This is a genomic window from Azospirillum mesophilum, assembly GCF_053470405.2.
The window spans coordinates 96127-117335 of sequence record NZ_JBPXMQ020000013.1; the positions used below are offsets into that span (position 1 = coordinate 96127).

At 68.8% G+C, this 21209-nt stretch carries 20 protein-coding genes and 1 riboswitch; of the genes, 13 read left to right on the forward strand and 7 right to left on the reverse strand.

Features of this window, described 5'->3' with window-relative positions:
- Positions 1–63: 63 nt before the first annotated feature.
- The 3 genes from ACSVC7_RS14600 to ACSVC7_RS14610 all read right to left on the reverse strand — a co-directional run bounded on the left by ACSVC7_RS14600 (position 64) and on the right by ACSVC7_RS14610 (position 2436).
- Positions 64–618, reverse strand: a complete 555-nt coding sequence (locus ACSVC7_RS14600) for a hypothetical protein (protein ID WP_448205058.1) — start codon at positions 616–618, stop codon at positions 64–66.
- The gene (locus ACSVC7_RS14605) at positions 615–1184 is read right to left on the reverse strand and encodes a hypothetical protein (RefSeq protein WP_448205059.1); all 570 of its coding nucleotides are present in this window, start codon (positions 1182–1184) and stop codon (positions 615–617) included. The genes ACSVC7_RS14600 and ACSVC7_RS14605 overlap by 4 nt, the downstream gene beginning before the upstream one ends.
- Before the next feature lie 112 nt (positions 1185–1296).
- Positions 1297–2436 carry an acetoin utilization protein AcuC gene (locus ACSVC7_RS14610; protein WP_448205060.1) on the reverse strand — a complete coding sequence of 380 codons (1140 nt, stop codon included), beginning with the start codon at positions 2434–2436 and terminating at the stop codon, positions 1297–1299.
- Between the two features lie 212 nt (positions 2437–2648).
- Here ACSVC7_RS14610 and ACSVC7_RS14615 point away from each other — a divergent pair, with 212 nt between their 5' ends.
- From ACSVC7_RS14615 to ACSVC7_RS14635, 5 genes are all read left to right on the forward strand, one after another.
- Positions 2649–3377 carry a DUF1194 domain-containing protein gene (locus ACSVC7_RS14615; RefSeq protein WP_448205061.1) on the forward strand — a complete coding sequence of 243 codons (729 nt, stop codon included), beginning with the start codon at positions 2649–2651 and terminating at the stop codon, positions 3375–3377.
- Between the two features lie 37 nt (positions 3378–3414).
- Positions 3415–3522, forward strand: a riboswitch (TPP riboswitch).
- The gene (locus ACSVC7_RS14620; protein WP_448205062.1) at positions 3516–4277 is read left to right on the forward strand and encodes an ABC transporter ATP-binding protein; all 762 of its coding nucleotides are present in this window, start codon (positions 3516–3518) and stop codon (positions 4275–4277) included. It overlaps the preceding riboswitch by 7 nt.
- Positions 4274–5029: an ABC transporter permease gene (locus tag ACSVC7_RS14625; RefSeq protein ID WP_448205063.1), complete on the forward strand. Its 756-nt coding sequence runs from the start codon at positions 4274–4276 to the stop codon at positions 5027–5029. Before ACSVC7_RS14620 ends, ACSVC7_RS14625 begins: the two co-directional genes overlap by 4 nt.
- Positions 5030–5039: 10 nt before the next feature.
- Positions 5040–5984: an ABC transporter substrate-binding protein gene (locus ACSVC7_RS14630; protein WP_448205064.1), complete on the forward strand. Its 945-nt coding sequence runs from the start codon at positions 5040–5042 to the stop codon at positions 5982–5984.
- 80 nt (positions 5985–6064) lie between these two features.
- Positions 6065–6889: a universal stress protein gene (locus ACSVC7_RS14635; protein WP_448205065.1), complete on the forward strand. Its 825-nt coding sequence runs from the start codon at positions 6065–6067 to the stop codon at positions 6887–6889.
- 128 nt (positions 6890–7017) lie between these two features.
- Here ACSVC7_RS14635 and ACSVC7_RS14640 read toward each other — a convergent pair whose 3' ends face one another.
- The 4 genes from ACSVC7_RS14640 to ACSVC7_RS14655 form a co-directional block, all read right to left on the reverse strand.
- The gene (locus ACSVC7_RS14640; RefSeq protein ID WP_448205066.1) at positions 7018–8478 is read right to left on the reverse strand and encodes a sodium:proton antiporter; all 1461 of its coding nucleotides are present in this window, start codon (positions 8476–8478) and stop codon (positions 7018–7020) included.
- Between the two features lie 71 nt (positions 8479–8549).
- Positions 8550–8930, reverse strand: a complete 381-nt coding sequence (locus tag ACSVC7_RS14645; RefSeq protein ID WP_448205067.1) for a DUF1850 domain-containing protein — start codon at positions 8928–8930, stop codon at positions 8550–8552.
- Positions 8927–11038 carry a TRAP transporter permease gene (locus ACSVC7_RS14650; RefSeq protein WP_448205068.1) on the reverse strand — a complete coding sequence of 704 codons (2112 nt, stop codon included), beginning with the start codon at positions 11036–11038 and terminating at the stop codon, positions 8927–8929. The genes ACSVC7_RS14645 and ACSVC7_RS14650 overlap by 4 nt, the downstream gene beginning before the upstream one ends.
- Positions 11039–11062: 24 nt before the next feature.
- Positions 11063–12001 (reverse strand): TAXI family TRAP transporter solute-binding subunit, encoded by a 939-nt coding sequence (locus ACSVC7_RS14655; RefSeq protein WP_448205069.1) that lies wholly within the window; start codon positions 11999–12001, stop codon positions 11063–11065.
- Between the two features lie 267 nt (positions 12002–12268).
- On the opposite strand from ACSVC7_RS14655, the gene ACSVC7_RS14660 reads away from it, so the two are divergent.
- From ACSVC7_RS14660 to ACSVC7_RS14695, 8 genes are all read left to right on the forward strand, one after another.
- Complete coding sequence (locus ACSVC7_RS14660; RefSeq protein WP_448205070.1) at positions 12269–12766, forward strand: (2Fe-2S)-binding protein; 498 nt, start codon at positions 12269–12271, stop codon at positions 12764–12766.
- 51 nt (positions 12767–12817) lie between these two features.
- A complete protein-coding gene (locus tag ACSVC7_RS14665; RefSeq protein WP_448205071.1) occupies positions 12818–15208 on the forward strand; it encodes a xanthine dehydrogenase family protein molybdopterin-binding subunit in 2391 nt (796 codons plus the stop codon).
- Positions 15209–15235: 27 nt separating this feature from the next.
- The gene (locus ACSVC7_RS14670; RefSeq protein ID WP_448205072.1) at positions 15236–16030 is read left to right on the forward strand and encodes an FAD binding domain-containing protein; all 795 of its coding nucleotides are present in this window, start codon (positions 15236–15238) and stop codon (positions 16028–16030) included.
- Between the two features lie 257 nt (positions 16031–16287).
- Positions 16288–17211, forward strand: coding sequence for an AAA family ATPase (locus ACSVC7_RS14675; RefSeq protein WP_448205131.1), 924 nt, complete (start codon positions 16288–16290; stop codon positions 17209–17211).
- 2 nt (positions 17212–17213) lie between these two features.
- A complete protein-coding gene (locus tag ACSVC7_RS14680) occupies positions 17214–18413 on the forward strand; it encodes a vWA domain-containing protein (protein WP_448205073.1) in 1200 nt (399 codons plus the stop codon).
- Complete coding sequence (locus ACSVC7_RS14685) at positions 18410–18724, forward strand: XdhC family protein (RefSeq protein WP_448205074.1); 315 nt, start codon at positions 18410–18412, stop codon at positions 18722–18724. Before ACSVC7_RS14680 ends, ACSVC7_RS14685 begins: the two co-directional genes overlap by 4 nt.
- A complete protein-coding gene (locus ACSVC7_RS14690; protein ID WP_448205075.1) occupies positions 18721–19434 on the forward strand; it encodes an XdhC family protein in 714 nt (237 codons plus the stop codon). The genes ACSVC7_RS14685 and ACSVC7_RS14690 overlap by 4 nt, the downstream gene beginning before the upstream one ends.
- Before the next feature lie 157 nt (positions 19435–19591).
- On the forward strand, positions 19592–21202 hold the full coding sequence (locus ACSVC7_RS14695) for an NTP transferase domain-containing protein (RefSeq protein WP_448205076.1): 1611 nt from the start codon (positions 19592–19594) through the stop codon (positions 21200–21202).
- The last annotated feature ends 7 nt before the right edge of the window (positions 21203–21209 follow it).

Consider the following 21209-nt stretch of genomic DNA (forward strand, 5'->3'; position numbering starts at 1 on the left):
CCGACCTGAAGTGGTTGTTCGCCGCCGGACGATGCCGCCGACGCGCCCACCTGTCCAGAGGCGTTATGCGGCGGAGCGGGCCGAGGCCGACGCGTAGAGGTCTTCCTTCACCGCCGCGACCGAGCGGATCTGGTAGCCTGGACGGGCGCCGAACCGGCGGGCGGCGCGTTCCGACGCCTCGCGATCGGATTCGGCCCAGACGAGATACTGGCGCCCGCGCGCCCATTCCTTGGCCAGCGGGTGCATGGCGTCGATCTCCCCGATCTGGCTGTTCACGACCGTGACGATCCATTCCTTGTCGTTGGGATTGCGGCGGTCCGTCAGGATCAGCAGCGTCGGGCGGCGCTGGGACTGCGCCTCGGCCAGCCGATGCTGAATTTCCGACTGCTTCTTCCGGGCCGCGACCGTGTCGGCCAGGATCTCCTCGATTTCCTTGTTGAGCGCATCCTCTTCGCGCTTGAGCCGGTGCATGGTCGATTCCAGCTTGCCGATGGTGTCACGCGTTGCGCGCACGCGGGCGCGCGACTGCGCCACCTGATTCTCCGCCACCATCAGCACGTTGCCGAGCCACGCGCCGATGGCGATGATTCCCAGGATGATCAGGAAATTGATCATCATGACGCAGCGGCCTTTGCCTTGGGCGGCACCCGGTTGGGAGCCGTCCGCTGGAAGCTCTTCGTGAAGCCCATTTTGAAGGGGAAGGACACCTCGACGAGCTGCTTGGCCTCTTCCATGTTGGAGGCCCAGACCTCCGCCACGTTGGCGCAGCGCCAGATCGGGTTAACCTGCGACCGCTCCCCGCCCGCCTTGGCGCTGGCGGACGCCTTCTCCTGCGATACGTCGACCAGGAACTTGGTCAGACCCGCCTGGGGGTCGCCGACCTCGTGCACGAACAGCGGAGGCTGGTGGGCAAGCTCGGTGATGGCCCGTTCCATCTTCCGGTTGTCGCTCTCGACCCGCTGCTTGTCCGCCGAGACCTGATTGCGGCGCTGGACCAGCGCTTCCACACGTCCCTGCAGGTCATGCGCTTCCGAATGCAACACATAGATGCGGTTTTCGAGCTGTTCGAGACCGGACGACCGCAGGATGTATCCCGGCAGAAAGTCCTTCATCACGAACACCACGGGAACGGCCACCAGCATCAGCACGGCGATGGTGATCAGGAGCAAGGTCGTGTTCGACATGGATCGCCCGCTCCCTCCCCCCGTATGCGCAACGTTCGGAACAAAAATCAGTGTTTCAAGGTCGCTTATTCGCGCTGGGAGGTCAACGCGATGTCGCCGGACATTCCGGGAATCAACGCGGGAACAGCGCTTTTTCCATGGCAAGGGCGACAACGCGTCGCACGGCGTCACGCACCGGTCCTGGCCTCGGCGCATCGGCCAGGGTGGTGAACCAGTGTTCCGGCGGGTTGCGCCCGGCCGCGCGGGACCATGTGAGCGCGCGCAGCACCCGCTCCGCCTCGGCCGTCGGCGGCACGGCCGGGTCGATTCCGTTCAGCGTCGCCCACACGCCGGCCCAGCAGCGCCCGACGGACCACGGGTTGTACCCGCCGCCACCGACCACCAGCATGCGCGGGGCCAAGTCCATCAGCGCGCGCACGGCGCTCCACAGCGCTCCGTTGGACAGCTCCAGGCGGCTCAGCGGATCCTCGGACAGGGCGTCGGCCCCGGTCTGGACCACGACCACCTGCGGCCGGAACGCCCGGCCCAGCGGCAGGATGGCGTTCGCCATCAGGTAGGCCATTTCGGTGTCGTTGAAGCCCTGCGGCATCGGCAGGTTGCGCGCCATGCCGCCCGCCCGGTCCTCCGCCTTGCCGGTGAAGGGCCAGCGCCCGTCTTCGTGAACCGACAGGGTCAGTACGCGGTCGTCGTGGGCGAAGGCCTCCTCCACCCCGTCACCGTGATGGGCGTCCAGGTCCACGTAGTAGACACGCTCGAACCCGGCGTCGAGCAGAGCCAGGATGCCCAGCACCGGCGCGTTGATGTAGCAGAAGCCGCTGGCCCGGCCCGGACGGGCGTGGTGCGTGCCGCTGGCCGGGCTGTAGACGATTCCCGATTCCCGCCCGGCCAGCAGCTGTGCGCCGAGGATCGCCGCCCCCGCGCTGATCGCCGGGCGCCGATACATCTCCGGGAACACCGGATTTTCCAGCTTGCCGAGGTTGTAGCGCTCCCCCGTCTCCGCATCGACGCGCTGCGCCTGCTCGGCCCGTTGCAGGGCCGAGATGTAGTCGGGCGTGTGGAAGCGCGCCAGCTCGTCCGGCGTGGCCTGCGGACTGTCGAGATAGACGTCGTCCGGCAGCCAGCCCATGGCGCGGCTGAGGTCCATGGCGGTGGAGACGCGCGGGATGGCGAGCGGATGCTTCGGGCCGTAGCTGGAGCCCCGGTAGATCTCGCTGCCGATGAACAGGGGACGTGGTGAAGAGTTGTTGGACATGCGCAGGAGAGGTGGCGCGGCTAAGCAGATTTGTCCAGATCGGGCCACAGGCCCGGCCTGGACAAATCTGCGGACTCTATGGTTTTGCAGGATTTCCGAGCCCGCCCATGTGGGCGGAGTTCGGAAATCCTGCTTAGGCCATTCCGTCAACGCCCCCTTGCCGCGGTCCCGATCCGAACTCTCTTGTTTTGGAAACGCGCGGAGGGGGCGGCATGTTCGGGTACCGGCGTTGGGCGGGCATGATCGTGCTGATTCTGGCGGCGACCGCGGCCCGCGCCGAGGTGCCGGTCGATCTGGAACTGGTGCTGGCGGTGGACGTCTCCGGCAGCGTCGATCCGGAAGAAGCGCGGCTGCAACGGGACGGCTATGTCCAGGCCCTGACCAACCCCAAGGTCCAGGCGGCGATCCACGGCGGGCCGCTCGGCCGGATCGCGGTGATCTATGTGGAGTGGGCCGGCGACACGTTCCAAAGGATCGTCGTGCCTTGGACCCTTGTTGGCGATCCGGCGAGCGTCGATGCCCTCGCGTCCTCCGTCGCCGAATCGCCCATCGCGTCGGCGCAGTGGACCTCGATCAGCGGGGCCATCGACTATTGCGCCCGCCTCTTCGACGACAACGGATTCGAGGGCGCCCGGCGGGTCATCGACGTGTCCGGCGACGGGGTGAACAACCGGGGACGCCCGGTGGAATGGGCGCGGGACCAGGCGGTGTCCGCCGGGATCACCATCAACGGGTTGCCGATCCTGAACGACCGGCCGAACCCCTGGGGTGGGGCGGCGCCCATCGACCTTGACGGTTATTACCGCGACCATGTGATCGGCGGCCCCGGCGCCTTCCTGGTGCCCGCGATCAACTTCGAATCCTTCGCCGACGCCATCCTCAGCAAGCTGCTTCTGGAGATATCCGGGAGAACGCCGGATGTTGACGTGGCGGGGCGCTGACGCTTGCTCGCATCTCACCGACTTGTCATAGTCGCCAAACATCACTGGGGGGAGCCGATCGTCGGCTGAGAGGTCCCGAAACGGGGACGACCCCTGGAACCTGATCCGGATCATGCCGGCGAAGGGATCAGTGAGCCCATGAACGCACCCGTCCGTCCCGAAACGCTGCACCCGCCCCTGTCCGTGACCGTCACCGGCGCGCGGCTGACCTATGGCGGGACGGCGCTGTTCTCGGACCTCGCCCTCACCGTCGAGGCCGGCGTCACCACATGCCTGCTGGGGCCGAGCGGCGTCGGCAAGACCACGCTGCTGCGCATGGTCGCCGGCCTCGCCGACCCGGAGCCGCCGACTGCGATCACCGCCGGCGACGGGCAGCCCCTGCGCGGCCGCATCGCCTACATGGCGCAGCAGGACCTGCTCCTTCCCTGGCTGCCGGTGCTCGACAACGTTCTGCTGGGTGCCCGCCTGCGGCACGAGCGCCGCGCGCCGGGGGTGGTCGAGCGCGCCCGCGCGCTGCTCGATCAGGTGGGGCTCGGCGGGCGGGAACAGGACCGGCCCGCCACGCTGTCCGGCGGGCAACGGCAGCGCGTCGCCATCGCCCGCACCCTGATGGAAGACCGCCCGCTGGTCGTGATGGACGAGCCCTTCTCCGCGCTCGACGCCCTGACACGCCTGCGCTTGCAGGACCTGGCAGCGAAGGCCCTGGCCGGGCGAACGGTGCTGATGGTGACGCACGATCCGCTGGAAGCGCTCCGCCTCGGCCACCGCATCCACGTCATGACCGGCCGGCCGGCGACCATCGGCCCGGCGCTGGAGCCTCCCGGCCTGCCGCCCCGCCCCGTCGATGACCCGGCCTTGCTGGCGATGCAGGCGGAACTGCTGCGGAGGCTGGCGGGATGAGGCTCCTGCGCGCCCTCGTTACCGTCGCGGTGCTGCTCGGCCTTTGGCAAGCCCTTGTCATCACCACCGGCGTGCCCCGCTACATCCTCCCCGGACCGCTCGCCGTGGCGGACGCGCTGCAACGGCAGGCTCCCCTGCTGGTCCAGCATGGCGCGACGACGCTGGCCGAGATCCTGCTGGGGCTCGTGCTCGGCGTGCTGCTCGGCGCCGTCAGCGCCTTCATCCTGGCGAGCGTCCAGACCGCGCGGCGCTGGCTGATGCCGCTGCTGGTCGTCAGCCAGGCGATCCCGGTCTTCGCGCTGGCGCCGCTGCTCGTGCTGTGGCTCGGCTACGGCATGGCGTCGAAGGTCGCCATGGCGGTGCTGGTCATCTTCTTTCCCGTCACCACGACCCTGTTCGACGGTCTGCGCCGGACGGAGCCGGGCTGGCTGGACTTGGCCCAGACCATGGGCGCCTCGCGCTGGTCGGTGCTGTGGCACGTCCGGTTGCCGGCGGCCCTGCCCGCCTTCGGATCCGGCCTGCGGGTCGCGGCGGCCGTGGCGCCGATCGGCGCGGTGATCGGGGAGTGGGTCGGCTCCTCCTCCGGCCTTGGATACCTGATGCTGCACGCCAACGCCCGCATGCAGATCGACCTGCTGTTCGCGGCGCTGGCGGTGCTGGGCGTCATCGCCGTGGCGTTGTACGCCGCCGTGGACGCGCTGATCCGCCGGGCTCTGCCCTGGCAACCCGACACGCACCCTGCTGAGGAATAGGACCGACACCATGAAACGGACTTTCGCGGCGGCGGCGCTCGCCGCCGGCCTTCTGACAGCCCTTCCGGCCACGGCGCAGGACAAGCTGAGCGTCCTGCTCGACTGGTTCGTGAACCCTGACCACGCGCCGCTGGTCGTGGCGCAGGAGAAGGGCTTCTTCAAGGACGCCGGCCTGGACGTCACGCTGACCGCCCCCGCCGACCCCAACGACCCGCCGAAGCTGGTCGCCGCCGGGCAGGCCGACCTCGCCATCTCCTACCAGCCGCAGTTGCAGATCCAGGTCGGCGAAGGGCTGCCGCTGGTGCGCGTCGGCACGCTGGTCTCCACCCCGCTGAACTCGGTCGTCGTCCTGAAGGACGGCCCGGTGAAGGCGATCAAGGACCTGAAGGGCCGCAAGGTCGGCTTCTCGGTCGGCGGGTTCGAGGACGCGCTGCTGGGCGCCATGCTGGAGAAGAACGGGCTGACGCTGAAGGACGTGGAGCTGGTCAACGTCAACTTTTCCCTGTCGCCGGCGCTGCTGGCCGGTCAGGTGGACGCGGTGATCGGCGCCTTCCGGAACTTCGAACTGAACCAGATGGCCATCGAGAAGCACCCCGGCCAAGCCTTCTATCCGGAAGAAGAAGGCGTACCGGCCTACGACGAACTGATCGTCGTCGCGCACAAGGACAAGGTCGCCGGTGACGCCCGCATCGCGCGCTTCCTGGCGGCGGTCGAGCGCGCCACCCTCTACATCCTGAACCACCCGGAGGAGGCCCACGCCGCCTTCATCAAGGACCGGCCGGAACTGAACGATGAGCTGAACCGCCGCGCCTGGGCCGACACGCTGCCGCGCTTCTCCCACAGCCCGGCGGCGCTGGATTCCGCGCGGTATACGCGCTTCGCCGAGTTCCTGAAGGCGCGCGGCCTGATCAAGACGGTCGAGCCGGTCGAGCGCTACGCGGTGGTCGTGAAGTAACGGGTCCCCGTTGCCATCCGGCCCCGCCGGGCGTTACCTAATGGAAAAATCCATCGGGGCCGGAAACAGCGAGCGAGACCATGCCGATCAAGACCATTCTTCTGCACATGGCCAACGACGACCGGCACGCGGAGCGCCTTCAGGTCGCCGTCGCGCTTGCCGAGCGCTTTTCAGCCTATGTCGAGGTTCTGTACGTCGCCACCCCGGTGTCGATGCCGGCCGCGGTGACCGGGCGCGCCGCCTCCTATGGCTTCATCGCCGAGGCGACCGCCATCGCCCACGAAAAGGCCGCGCAGATCGAGCACGAGGTGCGGCAGGCGCTGAAGGACTGCTCCTATTCCTGGTCGGTGGTAGAGGGCGATCATGTGGAGTTGCTGGCCGCCCGCGCGGCCTACGCCGACCTCGCCGTCGTGAGCCAAAGCCAGGGGGACGGCCTGGACGACCGGGTGGCCCTGCACGTGCCCGACCGGCTGCCGCTGGAAACGCCCTGCCCCACGCTGGTCCTCCCCCATGACTTCGCGCCGGAGAGCAGCATCGGCCGGCATGTGGTGATCGCCTGGAAGAACACGCGCGAGTCGATCCGCGCCGTGCGCAACGCCATGCCTTTCCTGCAAACGGCGGAGAAGGTCACCGTGCTGACCGTTGACCCGCCCGGCCACACGCTCGACAGCGGGCGCGACCTGATGGTCTGGCTGGAACGCCACGGCGTCCGCAGCCACCATCAGGCGAACATTCACCAGGGCAACGACGTCGGCGAGATCATCCTGACCTGCGCCCGCGACCTCGACGGCGACCTGCTGGTGATGGGCGCCTACGGCCATTCACGCCTGCGGGAAATGGTGCTGGGCGGCGCCACGCGCACCGTGCTCTCCCAGCTGAACCTGCCGGCGCTGATGTCGCATTGAGCCCTACTGGAAGTGGGCAGCAGCGTAGGTTGGGTTGAGCCGAAGGCGAAACCCAACGCCCTCGTCACGGCGAACGTGTTGGGTTTCGCGTACGCTCAACCCAACCTACGAAGCGACCGATCCGACGCCTACAGGAAGAACACCCAGGTCGTCAGGACGAACAGCGGCACCAGGATGCCGCAGGACCACAGCATGTAGCCGAAGAAGCTTGGCATCTTCACGCCGCGCTCTTCGGCGATGGCCTTGACCATGAAGTTCGGGGCGTTGCCGATGTAGCTGTTGGCGCCCATGAACACCGCCCCCGCCGAGATGGCCGCCAGCGTGACCGCAAGGTCGTTCATCAGCACCGACGGCTCGCCGCCCGCCGTGTTGAAGAAAATCAGGTAGGTCGGGGCGTTGTCGAGGAAGCTCGACAGGATGCCGGCGGCCCAGAAATAGGCGGCCGGCACCGGCTGGCCGTTCTGGTTCACCGCCGCGATGATGGCGCCCAGCGCCCCCTCCGTCCCGGCCCGCAGGATGGCGATGGCCGGGATGATGGTCAGGAAGATCGCCGCGAACAGCTTCGCCACTTCGACGATCGGCCCCCAGGTGAAGGCGTTCAGGCGGCGGCTCTGCGCGCTGGTCAGCTTCAGCGACAGGCCGGTGATCAGCAGCAGCAAGCCCTGGCTGGCGATGGTCTCCAGCGGCACATGGACGTGGAAGATCGTGACGCCCACGCCCGGATGCCAGACGCCGCTTAGCAGCACGGCGGCGACGATGACGACCAGCAGGAACAGGTTCACCGCCCCCTCGACCCGCACCGGCTCGCGCTCGTGCACGCCCTCGATCAGCGGGTGCTTGCCGGGGTCCTTGGTGTGCAGATACAGGTCCAGGGCGAAGTAGATCGCCAGCAGGCAGCCGGAAACCAGCGCCATCGGCGGCAGCAGGTGCAGCGTCGGCCAGAAGAAGTCCACTCCCTTCAGAAAGCCCAGGAACAGCGGCGGGTCGCCCAGCGGGGTCAGGGAGCCGCCGACGTTCGACACCAGGAAGATGAAGAAGACGACGGTGTGGACCTTGTGCTTGCGGTGCTCGTTCGCGCGCAGCAGCGGACGGATCAGCAGCATGGAGGCGCCGGTCGTGCCCATCAGGCTCGCCAGCGCGGTCCCCAACGCCAGCCCCATGGTGTTCGCCAGCGGTGTCCCGACCAGCGAGCCCGCGATCCGAACCCCGCCCGCAACCGTAAACAGCGCCGTCAGCAGGATGATGAAGGGTATGTATTCCAGCAGCGCCGTGTGCAACAGCTCGTAGACCGCGAGATCGACACCGAACAGAGCCGCGAAGGGCACCAGGAAGGCCAACGCCCAGCCTGCGGCGATCTTGCCGAAATGGTGGTGCCAGATCGACGGGGCCAGCAGCGGCAGCAGCGCGATGGACAGCAGGATCCCGGCGAAGGGCACCACCCACACCGCGCCAAGCTCCCGCCCGTCCAGATGCGGCGCCCCGGCGGCCTCGGCGGCCAGCGCCAGTCCCGGTAATCCGGCCGCCGCGAGGGCCGACAGCACGGCCAGCGGGCGGGAAAGGCGGCTGCGGAAAAGGCGGGCGTCGATCATGTCGGGCAATTCGGCAATCGTTAAGGCGGCGAAGTATGCGTCGGAGGAAAGCTGAAGCCAAGCCGGAAGGGCTACGGGCAGACCCGCAGTTCCAGGGGGCTCGGCAACGGCCCGCCGATCCAGGCGTGCAGCGGACGGCACTCGTTGCCGACGCACAGCGTGTGGTCCGGGGTGAAGCCGGACGCCGCCAGCACGATCCGCTCCTGCGGTGGCAGGTCCGGGGTCCAGACCAACCAGCCGCCGGAAAGCCGGGCGCCGGCCGGCGGCTCCATGCCGGCCCCGGTCCCCTTCACGCGGGCCTCGGTCAGAAGGAGGTTGCGGTCGGCGATGCGCCACTCCTCCCGCCACTCCGTCTTCTCAATGGAGTGGGTCCAGGACAGCGTGAAGGACGGCCCCGGCAGAGCGGCCAGAACCGCCCCGCCGAGCGCCGCAAGGCAGAGCGATACGCTCACGCCGCCGGTCGCGCTTCGCCCAGCGCTCGCGCGCGGTGGCGTTGCCAGAGCAGGAACAGCCCGGTCAGGACGAAGCCCGCCTCGTCCGTCCAGGGCACGGACAGCACGAACAGCGCCGCCGCGGCGGCGGCCACCAGCCGCTCCACCCAGGTCAACGGCGTCCAGAAGTAGCCGATGGCCGCACCGCCCCACAGGCCGATGGCAAGGCACGCCTTGACGACCACATAGGCGATGGCGAGCACGCTGTCCGATTGCAGCATCAGCGCCGGATCGTACACCCACATGAAGGGCACGACGAAGCCGGCCATGGCGATCTTCGTGGCGATCCAGCCGATCTCCATATGGTCCGCCCGGCAGATGGAAGAGGCCGCCAGCGCCGCCAGCGCCACCGGCGGGGTCAGGTCGGCCATGACGCCGAAGTAGAAGACGAACATGTGCGACACGATCAGCGGCACGCCCATCAGCTTCAGGGCCGGTGCGGTGATCGCCGCCATCACGATGTAGGTGGCCGTGGTCGGCAACCCGGTGCCCAGCACCACGCTCGCCACCATGGTCAGCAGCAGCGCCATGATGATGCTGCCGTGGGAGAAATCCACGATCAGCGTGGCGAAGCTGGAGGCGAGGCCGGTCAGCTGCAGCATGCCGATCATCACGCCGACCAGCGCGCAGGCGATGCCCACGCCGACCGCGTTCTTGGCACCGTCGGCCAGCGCCTTGACCAGCAGCCCGACGGAGACGCGCCCGTCGCGGAAGACCAGACAGGCCAGCGCCAGCCCGCCGACGAGCAGGGCGGCCATATGCTCCGTCCGCATGCCGGCCTTCCACAGCCCCGCCGCGACGAGGCCCAGAACCACCCAGAACGCGACGCGCAGCAGCAACGGCCCCATCCGCAGCACGATCTGCGTGCCCAGGATCATGACGGCCGTGGCCGCCAGACCGATGACGCCCGCGAACAGCGGCGTGAAGCCGGCGAACAGCAGATAGACCAGCGCGGCCAGCGGCAGGACGAGATACCAGCCCTCCTTCAGCGCCTTCACCACGCTGGGGCATTCCGATTCCGGCAGGCCGCGCAGGCCGCGCATCCCCGCCTCCAGATGCACCATCCAGAAGGCGCTGCCGAAATAAAGGATCGCGGGGATGATCGCGGCGACGGCGATCTCGCTATAGGGGACGCCGATGGTCTCGGCCATGATGAAGGCGGCGGCCCCCATCACCGGCGGCATCAGCTGCCCGCCCATGCTGGCCGTCGCCTCCACGGCGCCGGCGAAGGCCGGGCGGTAGCCGAAGCGCATCATCAGCGGGATGGTGAACTGGCCGGTGGTCAGCACGTTGGCGATGCCCGACCCGTTGATCATCCCCATGAAGCCGGAGGAGATGACCGCCACCTTGGCCGGCCCGCCCTTCGCCCGCCCGACGAGCCCCAGCGACACGTCGTTGAACAGCTGCACCATGCCGGCGCGCTCCAGGAAGGCGCCCAGCAGGATGAACAGGAAGATGTAGGTGGACGACACGAAGGTCGGCGTGCCGTAGATGCCCTCCGTCGACAGGAACAGGTTGTCGATCACCTGGTCGATGTCGTAGCCGCGATGCCCCAGCCCGAAGGGGAGATAGCGGCCGAACAGGGCGTAGGGGATGAACACCGCGCACATGATGGGCAGGGTCAGCCCCATGATCCGCCGCGCCGCCTCGAACACCAGCGCCACCTCCAGCGCGCCGACAATCAGGTCGACCGTGTTGGGATCGCCCGAACGCTGGATCAGGTCCGCCTCGAACCACCAGTGATAGAGGCCGAAGGCGAAGCCCGCGGCTCCGAGCAACCAGTCGTACCAGGGGACGCTGCGCCGCTCCCCGTCCTGCCGGAAGCCGAACAGCGCGTAGGCCATCAGCAGCAGGAAGCCGACGTGGATCGACCGCACGACGAGGCTGGACAGCGGGTTGAAGGCCGCCGTCCAGATCTGGAAGACCGAGAAAAGGACGGCGATGACGAACACCGCCTTGCCCGCCGTCCCTTCGAACGCCATCGCCGTGGAGGGATTCTCACGGTCGATGGCCTGGCGGATCATTTTGGCGTCCGCCTCGCGCTCCACGGTTGTCATGGGGGTGGTCATGGGGGATTTCCCCCTGCCCTTCGCTTACATGAGGCCCTTTTCCTTGTAGAACTTCTCCGCACCCGGATGCAGCGGCACCGGCGACTTCAGGGTCGAGGCGTCGAGCTTGATCTGCTTGGCGGCGGCGTGCGCGGCGGTCAGCGCGTCCAGGTTCTCGAACATCGACTTGGTCATGGCGTAGGCCGCATCGTTGGACACGCCGGAATGGGAGACCAGCAGGTTGCGCACCGCCGCGGTCGGCACCGCCTCCGTCTGGCCGGTGTAGGAGTTGGCCGGGATCGTCTCCGCGATGTAGGCGGGGTCGCCCACCTTCTCGATCACGTCGGCCGGGATCGACACGATGGTGATGTCCTGCGAGGTGGACAGGTCCTTGATCGCCGCCACGCCCAGCCCCGCCGAGATCAGCGTCGCGTCGAGCTGCCGGTTCTTGATCAGATCCACCGATTCGGCGAAGGGCAGATACTCGGTCTTGGCGAAGTCCTTGTAGGTCAGGCCGGCGGCGCCGAAGATCGCGCGCGCGTTCAGTTCCGTCCCCGACTTCGGCGCGCCGACGGAGATGCGCTTGCCCTTCAGGTCCGCCAGCGTCTTCACGCCCGATTCCTTGCTGGCCACGATCTGGATGTAGTTCGGGTAGATGGCGGCGATGGTGCGCAGCTTGGTCAGCTTGGACTTGAAGCCCGCCTCCTCGTCCCCTTTCCAGGCCTGCCCCAGCGAATCGCCCAGCGTGAAAGCGATCTCGCCCCGCCCGGCCTGCAGCAGGTTCAGGTTCTCCACCGAGGCCTTCGTCGCCTGGACCGTGACCTTCGCCCCTGGAATGGCTTTGCCGTAGATGCTCGAAAGCGCAACGCCCAGCGGGTAGTAGACGCCGCTCGTCCCGCCGGTCAGCACGGTGATGTACTCGTCCGCCTTGGCCGGCATGGCAACGGCCACACAGAGTCCGAGCGCCGCCAGAAAACGCTTCATCCGGTTATCCTCCCTCAGGATTGTTTCTTGTGCGCACTGATATGCGCGAGATTGTTGGGCAGCTTAACCCGACCCAAAGGGGCTGCGCCAGTCGGGAGAAACCGAAAGCCCTTCGAAATCGGAACGGTTGTCCAACGCCGTGGCGTGGGGCACCTTGACCGAAGCGGGGGGCGACACCCTATCCTTGTGCAGGCCGGCAAGCGCGCACACCGCGCCATCAAGAACCCCCAACCGCCGGCCCGAGAGACGAAGACGGGAGGACACCGAATGCCGTGCACCGTATCCATGACCGTCAACGGCAAGGCGGTCTCGCGCGAGGTCGAGGAACGGACCCTGCTGGTCACGTTCCTGCGCGATAATCTGGGCCTGACCGGCACCCATGTCGGCTGCGACACCAGCCAGTGCGGCGCCTGCGTCGTCCATGTGGACGGCCGCTCCGTCAAGTCCTGCACCATGCTGGCGGTCCAGGCCGATGGCGCGGAGATCACCACGATCGAGGGGCTGGCGGCGGCCGACGGCACGCTGCACCCGATGCAGGCGGCCTTCCGCGAGCATCACGGCCTGCAGTGCGGCTTCTGCACGCCGGGCATGGTGATGAGCGCCATTGACCTCGTGAAGGACAACCCCAACCCGACCGAGCCCGAAATCCGCGAAGGTCTGGAGGGCAACATCTGCCGCTGCACCGGCTATCACAACATCGTCAAGGCGGTGAAGGCGGGTGCGGAGGCCATGAACGGCGGCACGGTTCAAGCGGCGGCTGAATAACGTGAAGACGATGCCACCCAAAAAATCGGCAGTCTTGGGAGGAAATCAGAGATGGCGAACCCCAACGGCATCGGCGCCCCCGTGCGCCGGCGCGAGGATGCGCGCTTTCTGACCGGGCGCGGCACCTACACCGACGACATCAACCGGCCGAACCAGACCCACGCGGTCTTCGTGCGTTCCCCCTACGCCCACGCCACCATCCGCGGCATCGACGCCTCGGAAGCCATGCAGGCCCCCGGCGTCATCGCCGTGCTGACCGGCGCCGACATGGGAGCCGACAAGGTCGGCAGCCTTCCCTGCGGCTGGCAGATCCATTCCAAGGACGGCTCCCCCATGAAGGAGCCGCCGCACTTCCCCATCGCCCGCGACCGCGCCCGCTACGTCGGCGATCCCGTCGCCGTGGTGATCGCCGAGACGCGGGAGCAGGCGAAGGACGCGGCCGAATTCGTGATGGTCGATTACGAGGAGTTGCCCGCCGCCGTCACCTCCGTGAAGGCGCTGGCCGAGGGTGCGCCGCTGGTCCACGACGACGCGGCCGGGAACCTCTGCTTCGACTGGCACCTGGGGGACGCGACGGCGGTGGACGCGGCCTTCGCGCAGGCGGCCCACGTCACGACGCTGGACCTCGTCAACCAGCGGCTCGTCCCCAACGCCATGGAGCCGCGCGCGGCCATCGGAGAGTATGACGCGGCGACCGGCGACCACACGCTGACCACGACCAGCCAGAACCCGCACGTCATCCGCCTGCTGATGGGCGCCTTCGTGCTGGGCATTCCGGAACACAAGCTGCGCGTGGTCGCGCCGGACGTCGGCGGCGGCTTCGGGTCCAAGATCTTCCATTACGGGGAGGAGGCGGTCGTCACCTGGGCGGCGAAGAAGGTCGGCCGGCCGGTGAAGTGGACGGCCGAGCGCTCCGAGAGCTTCCTGACCGACGCGCACGGGCGCGACCACGTCAGCCACGCCGAACTGGCGCTGGACGAGGACGGGCATTTCCTGGCGCTGAGGGTTTCGACCATCGCGAACATGGGCGCCTATCTCTCCACCTTCGCGCCGTCGGTGCCGACTTATCTCTACGCCACGCTGCTGGCCGGGCAGTACAAGACCCCGGCGATCTATGCGGAGGTCAAGGCGGTCTTCACCAACACCTCCCCCGTGGACGCCTACCGGGGCGCCGGACGCCCGGAGGCCTGCTACCTGATCGAACGGATTGTCGAGGTCGCCGCCAGGGAAACCGGCATCGACAAGGCGGAGATCCGCCGCCGCAACTTCGTCCCGGCCGAGGCGATGCCCTACCAGACGCCGGTGGCCCTGCAATACGACACCGGCGACTTCGCCAAGAACCTGGAGATCGCGCTGCCGCTCGTGGACTACGACGGCTTCCAGGCGCGCAAGGCCGAATCGGCACGGCGCGGAAAGCTGCGCGGCATCGGCTTCGCCACCTACATCGAGGCCTGCGGCATCGCCCCCAGCAACATCGCGGGCGCGCTCGGCGCGCGGGCGGGGCTGTACGAATCGGCGGAGGTGCGGTTCCACCCCACGGGCTCGGTCACCGTCTTCACCGGCTCCCACAGCCATGGGCAGGGGCACGAAACGACTTTCGCCCAGCTGGTCAGCGAGCGCTTCGGCGTGCCCATTGAGAATGTGGAGATCGTGCACGGCGACACCAGCAAGATCCCCTTCGGCATGGGCACCTACGGCTCCCGCTCCCTGGCGGTCGGCGGATCGGCCATCGTCAAGGCGATGGACAAGGTGGAGCGCAAGGCCAAGAAGATCGCCGCCCACATGCTGGAGGCCGCCGAAACCGACATCGAGGTGAAGGACGGCCGCTTCGTCGTGGCCGGCACCGACAAGGCACTGTCCATCGGCGACATCGCCCTGCAAGCCTACGTCCCGCACAACTTCCCGCTGGACGAACTGGAACCTGGCTTGGACGAGCAGGCCTTCTACGACCCGAAAAACTTCACCTACCCCAACGGCTGCCACGTCTGCGAGGTGGAGGTTGATCCCGACACTGGCGTGGTGGAGGTGGTGAACTTCGCCGCCGTGGATGATTTCGGCCGGGTCATCAACCCGCTGATCGTCGAGGGACAGGTGCATGGCGGGCTGGTCCAGGGCATCGGGCAGGCGCTGTACGAGAACTGCGTCTACGACGAGGAGTCCGGGCAGCTCATCACCGGGTCCTACATGGACTACTGCATGCCGCGCGCGGACGATGTGCCGTCCTTCACCGTGCGCTATCATGAGGACCAGCCCTGCACCCACAACCCGCTGGGCGTGAAGGGCTGCGGCGAGGCCGGGACCATCGGCGCCTCCGCCGCGGTCATGAACGCCGTGGTGGACGCGCTGTCCGATTACGGCATCACGCACCTCGACATGCCCGCCACGCCCCAGAAGGTCTGGCAGGCGATCCAGCGGGCCACACCGGCCCAAGCCGCCGAATAACGGTCGCCGAGTGAAGGAGAAGAACGGATGTACGCTTTTACCTACCACCGTCCCACGTCCCTCGCCGACGCGGCCGCCCTGCTGGGGCAGTTTGAGGATCCGAAGCTGCTGGGCGGCGGGCAGACCCTGCTGCCGACGCTGAAGCAGCGCCTCGCCCGACCGACGGACCTGATCGACCTCGGCCAGATCGCGGAGCTGAAGGGCATCCGCGAAGAGGCCGGCGGTCTGACCATCGGCGCCTTCACCCGCCACGCGGAGGTGGCACATTCCGACGTGGTCCGCCGCGTCATTCCGGCGCTGGCGGACTTGGCGGAGGGCATCGGCGACCGGCAGGTGCGCAACATGGGCACGCTCGGCGGGTCGATCTGCAACGCCGACCCATCGGCCGACTACCCCTCGGCGGTGGTCGCGCTGAAGGCCACGGTGAAGACCGACCGGCGGGAAATCGCCGGAGACGACTTCTTCACCGGCATGTTCGAAACGGCGCTGGAGCCCGGCGAGATCCTGACGTCGGTCACCTTCCAGAAGCCCGACAAGGCCGCCTACGCCAAATTCCGCAACCCGGCCAGCCGCTACGCCATCGTCGGCGTGTTCGTGGCCCGGTTCGGGACCGAAGTGCGCGTGGCCGTGACCGGCGCCGGTGCGTCGGTCTTCCGAGCGACGGATATGGAAGCGGCCCTGGCCGGAAACTTCAGCCCCGACGCCCTGAACGGGGTCAAGGTGAGCGCGGACGGTCTGAACGCCGACATCCACGCCAGCGCCGACTACCGCGCGCATCTCGTCACCGTGATGGCGAAGCGCGCGGTGGAGGCGGCCGGCTGACGGCCTATATCCCCTCTCCCGCCCCCGGCGGGAGAGGGTTAGGGTGAGGGCAAGGTCATCCCGAGAATCCTGGGTGCGCATTTCCTGGATTCTCGGGAACACCTTGCCCTCACCCTCCCATGCTGCGCATGGGTCCCTCCCTCTCCCGCCTTTTGCGCAAGCGAAGCTTGCGCTGACGGCGTCAGGCGAATGCCTTCGGCATTCGCTGTGAGCCGGAGGCGGGCGAGGTGATTAATGATCGCCAGATCGTGAGCCGCATGCCCAACACCGTCCCCACCTCCGTCGATGCCACGCTGGCGCTGCTTGAGCGCGGGAACTATGTCGCCGACCGCTCACTGGCGACGGCGCTCTACCTCGCCCTGAAGCTGCGGCGGCCCCTGTTCCTGGAAGGCGAGGCCGGCGTCGGTAAGACCGAAATCGCCAAGGTGCTGTCGGCCACGCTCGGGCGGCGGCTGGTGCGGCTGCAATGCTACGAGGGGCTGGACGTGGCCGCCGCCGTCTACGAGTGGAACTACGCCCGCCAGATGATGGAAATCCGGCTGGCCGAGGCCGCCGGGGACCGCGACCGGGACACGCTGGGCGCGGACATCTTCTCCGAACGGTTCCTGATCAAGCGCCCGCTGCTCCAGGCCTTGGAGCCGGACCTGTCGGGCGCGCCGGTCCTGCTGATCGACGAGTTGGACCGCACCGACGAGCCCTTCGAGGCCTACCTGCTGGAGGTTCTGTCGGACTTCCAGGTCTCGATCCCGGAATTCGGCACGATCCGCGCGCCGGAGCCGCCCATCGTCATCCTGACCTCCAACCGCACGCGTGAAATCCACGACGCGCTGAAGCGGCGCTGCTTCTACCACTGGGTCGATTACCCCTCGGCGGAGCGGGAGCGCGCGATCCTCGCGGTCAAGGCGCCGGGGGCGGACGCGCGGCTGGCGGCGCAGGTCGTCGGCTTCGTGCAGTCCCTACGCGGACTGGACCTCTACAAGGCGCCGGGCGTGGCGGAGACGCTGGACTGGGCGCAGGCGCTGGTCGAGCTGAACCAGCTGGAACTGGAGCCGGCGGTCATCAACGACACGCTCGGCACGCTGCTGAAGTACCAGGACGACATCGCCCGCATCCAGGGCAGCGAGGCGGCGCGCATCCTCGCCCAGGTGAAAACGGAACTCGCCGCCACCACGGCGCGCTGATCATGGACGGCAGCATCGCCATCAACCTGATGCACTTCGCCCGCGCGCTGCGGGCGGCGGGGCTGCCGGTCGGGCCGGGCAAGGTCCTGCAAGCCATCGAGGCGATCGAGGCCGTGGGGCTGGCTAGCCGAACGGACTTCTACTGGGCGCTGCACGCGGTCTTCGTGAACCGGCGCGACCAGCGGGAGGTCTTCGATCAGGCCTTCCACGTCTTCTGGCGCAACCCGGACCTGCTGAAGCGGATGATGGGGCTGATGCTGCCGACCATCCGGACGGAGGCCGAACCCGACCGCAACGTCCTGTCCCGCCGCGTCGCCGATGCCCTGCGCGGCACAGCGCCCGAGGCCGAAGGGCCGGAGAAGACCGAGATCGATGTGGACGCCGCCTTCACCGTCTCCGCCCAGGAGCGGTTGCAGGAAAAGGACTTCGAGAAGATGTCCGCCGACGAGATGGCGCAGGCCAGGCAGATGCTCGCCCGCATCGCCCTGCCGGTAGCGGAGTCCGCGACGCGGCGCTACCGCACCGACCCGCGCGGCGACCGGGTGGACCCGCGCGCCACACTGCGGCGGATGCTGCGCTCCGGCGGCGATCTGGCGGAACTGGCGCGGAGGAGGCGGCGCACCCGGCCGCCGCCGCTGGTCGTGCTGTGCGACATCTCCGGCTCCATGACGCGCTACTCGCGGATGCTGCTGCACTTCATGCACGCGGTGACCAACGACCGCGACCGGGTCCACAGTTTCGTCTTCGGCACGCGGCTGACCAACATCACCCGGCACCTGCGGCACCGCGACGTGGACGTGGCGCTGGACGCCGTCTCCGCGGCGGTGGAGGACTGGTCAGGCGGGACGCGCATCGGCACCGCGCTGCACGCCTTCAACCGGACCTGGGCGCGCCGGGTGCTGGGCCAGGGCGCCGTCGTGCTGCTGATCACCGACGGGCTGGACCGCGATGCCGGCGAAGGGCTTGCGGTGGAGGCCGAACGGCTGCACAAGAGCTGCCGCCGTCTGGTCTGGCTGAACCCCCTGTTGCGCTGGGAGGGATTCGCACCAAGATCCAGCGGTATCCGGGCGCTGTTGCCGCATGTGGACGATTTCCGCCCGGTGCACAATCTGAACAGTCTGGCCGGGCTCGCCGACGCGCTGAACCGCGAAGGGCCGCGCCGGGCCGAGGGGCTGCGCAAGTGGCTGAAGGAGGCCGCATGACGGAAGACATTCTCCAACAAGCCGCGGATTGGCGTGCGGAGGGCCGCAAGGTCGCGCTGGCGACGGTGGTCGCCACCTGGGGCTCCTCGCCGCGCCCGGTGGGCAGCCAGCTGGCGGTGGACGACGGCGGCGCCATGGTCGGGTCCGTGTCCGGCGGCTGCATCGAGGGCGCCGTGGTGAACGAGGCCCGCAAGACCATGGAGGACGGGGAGCCGCGCCTGCTCTCCTTCGGGGTCAGCAACGAGATGGCCTGGGAAGTCGGGCTGGCCTGCGGCGGGCAGGTGCAGGTTTACGTCGAGGCGGTGGAATGAAGCAGGATTTGCTCGGCCGGCTGCTGGCCGCCAAGGCGGTCCGCGTGCCCGTGGCCCTGGTCACCGACCTGAACACCGGCCTGCAATCGCTCGTCTATGAGGACGCCGTGCACGGCGGCTTCGGGCTGGAGGAGGACGTGCTGGCGGAGGTGCGGGAGCGGCTGCGCGAGGACCGCTCCGGCCTGATCACCGATCCAGAGGACGATGAGGGGCGGCGCCTGTTCGTCCAGGCGCACAACCCGCCCGTGCGCCTGCTGATCATCGGCGCGGTGCACATCGCCCAGGCGCTGGCGCCTGTCGCCGCCCTGACCGGCTATGACGTCACGGTCATCGACCCGCGCGGCGCCTTCGCCACGGAAGAGCGGTTCCCCGACGTGACCCTGTGCGACCTCTGGCCGGACGAGGCGCTGACGGAACTCGCCATCGACAATCGCACCGCCGTCGTCACGCTGACCCACGACCCGAAGCTGGACGACCCGGCCCTGCTGGTGGCCCTTCGCTCGCCCGCCTTCTACGTCGGCTCGCTCGGCAGCAAGCGCACCCACGCCAAGCGGCTGGAGCGGCTGCGCGAGCAGGGCGTGACGGAGGCGGAAATCGCCCGCATCCACGCGCCGGTCGGGCTCGACATCGGGGCGGTGACGCCGGCCGAGATCGCGGTGTCGATCATGGCGCAGATCACCGCCGTGCGCCGCCGCGACGCGAAGGCGTAATACCAACGGTCATTAACGATGACCGTTGGTATCCGCGCCGACCGGCGCGGCGGCGGCACATGCCGCCGAAGTCAAGGCCTGCGGACGCAGGCCACCCGGCGTCTGAGGGCGCCCTGGACGTGCCAACGTCCAGGGCCGTTCGTATAAGGAGGTTTCCATGTTCTTCGGCCCGCTGCCGTTGCGCGAGGCGGAGGGCGCCATCCTGGCGCATTCCGCGCGCCGTGGCCCCGTCAGCTTCAAGAAGGGCCGGGTTCTCAGCGCCGACGACATCGCCGCCCTGCGCGACGCCGGCTTCACCACGGTCACCGTCGCCAAGCTCGACCCGGACGATGTGGGAGAGGACGAGGCCGCGACCCGCATCGCGGCGGCGCTGAGAGGTGGGAGCGTCACGGTCGGCGCGGCCTTCACCGGCCGCGTGAACCTGTTCGCCGAAACGCGCGGCCTGTTCGTCCCGGACGCCGCGCGCATCGACGCGCTGAACCTGATGGACGAGAGCGTCACCGTCGCTACCCTGCCGGCCTTCGCGCCGGTGGAGCCCGGCCAGATGGTCGCGACGGTGAAGATCATCCCCTTCGCCGCTCCCCGCGCGGTGGTCGATGGCGCCGAGGCGCAGGCGTCCGCCGGCACGCCGGCCTTGTCCGTGGCCCCCTTCCGGTCCCTGACCGCCGCGCTGATCCAGACGCGCCTGCCGGGCGTGAAGGACAGCGTGCTCGACAAGAGCGTGAGCGTGACGCGGGAGCGGCTGGAGGCGCTGAACGCCCGGCTTGTCCGCGACTCCCGCTGCTATCACGGCGAAGCGGCGCTGGCCGACGCCATCGCGGCAGCGGGCCGGGTGGACCTGCTGCTGATCGCCGGAGCCTCAGCCATCACCGACCGGCGCGACGTGCTGCCCGCCGGCATCGAGCGGGCCGGCGGCGTGATCGAGCATTTCGGGATGCCGGTCGATCCCGGCAACCTGCTGCTGCTGGCGCGGATCGGCGAAACCCAGGTGCTGGGCCTGCCCGGCTGCGCGCGGTCGCCGAAGCTGAACGGCTTCGACTGGGTGCTCCAGCGCATGGCGGCGGGCGTCCCCGTCTCGCGCGCCGACGTGATGCGCATGGGCGTCGGCGGCCTGCTGGCCGAGATCCCCAGCCGCCCCCTGCCCCGCGCCGGAACAGCGCTGCCCGAGGCGCCGCACGCCCCCAGGATCGCCGCCCTCGTCCTCGCCGCCGGGCGTTCCAGCCGCATGGGCGGAAGCAACAAGCTGCTGGCCGAGGTGGGCGGACAGCCCCTCGTGGCGCGGACGGTGGAGGCGGTGCTGGCCTCCCAGGCGAAGCCCGTCGTGGTGGTGACCGGTCACCAGTCCGAAGCGGTGTCGGCCGCGCTGGCCGGGCTCCCGCTGACCATGGTCCACAACCTGGACTTCGCCGAGGGCCTGAGCACCTCGCTTCGCGCCGGCTTGGCCGCCCTGCCGGCCGACGTGGATGGGGTGGTGGTCTGCCTCGGCGACATGCCGCGCGTCACCCCGGCGGTGATCGACCGGCTGATCGCCGCTTACAACCCGACCGAGGGCCGTTCCGTCTGCGTGCCGACCGTTCAAGGCAAGCGCGGCAACCCGGTCCTGTGGGATCGCAGCTTCTTCGCGGAGATGGCGACCCTCACCGGCGACGCGGGTGCGAAGAACATGATCGGCCGCCACGCCGACATGGTCGTGGAAGTGCCCGTCGAGGACGGCGGCATCCTCTACGACGTGGACACGCCGGACCTTCTGGCTGACCTGAGAGGATGATAACGCG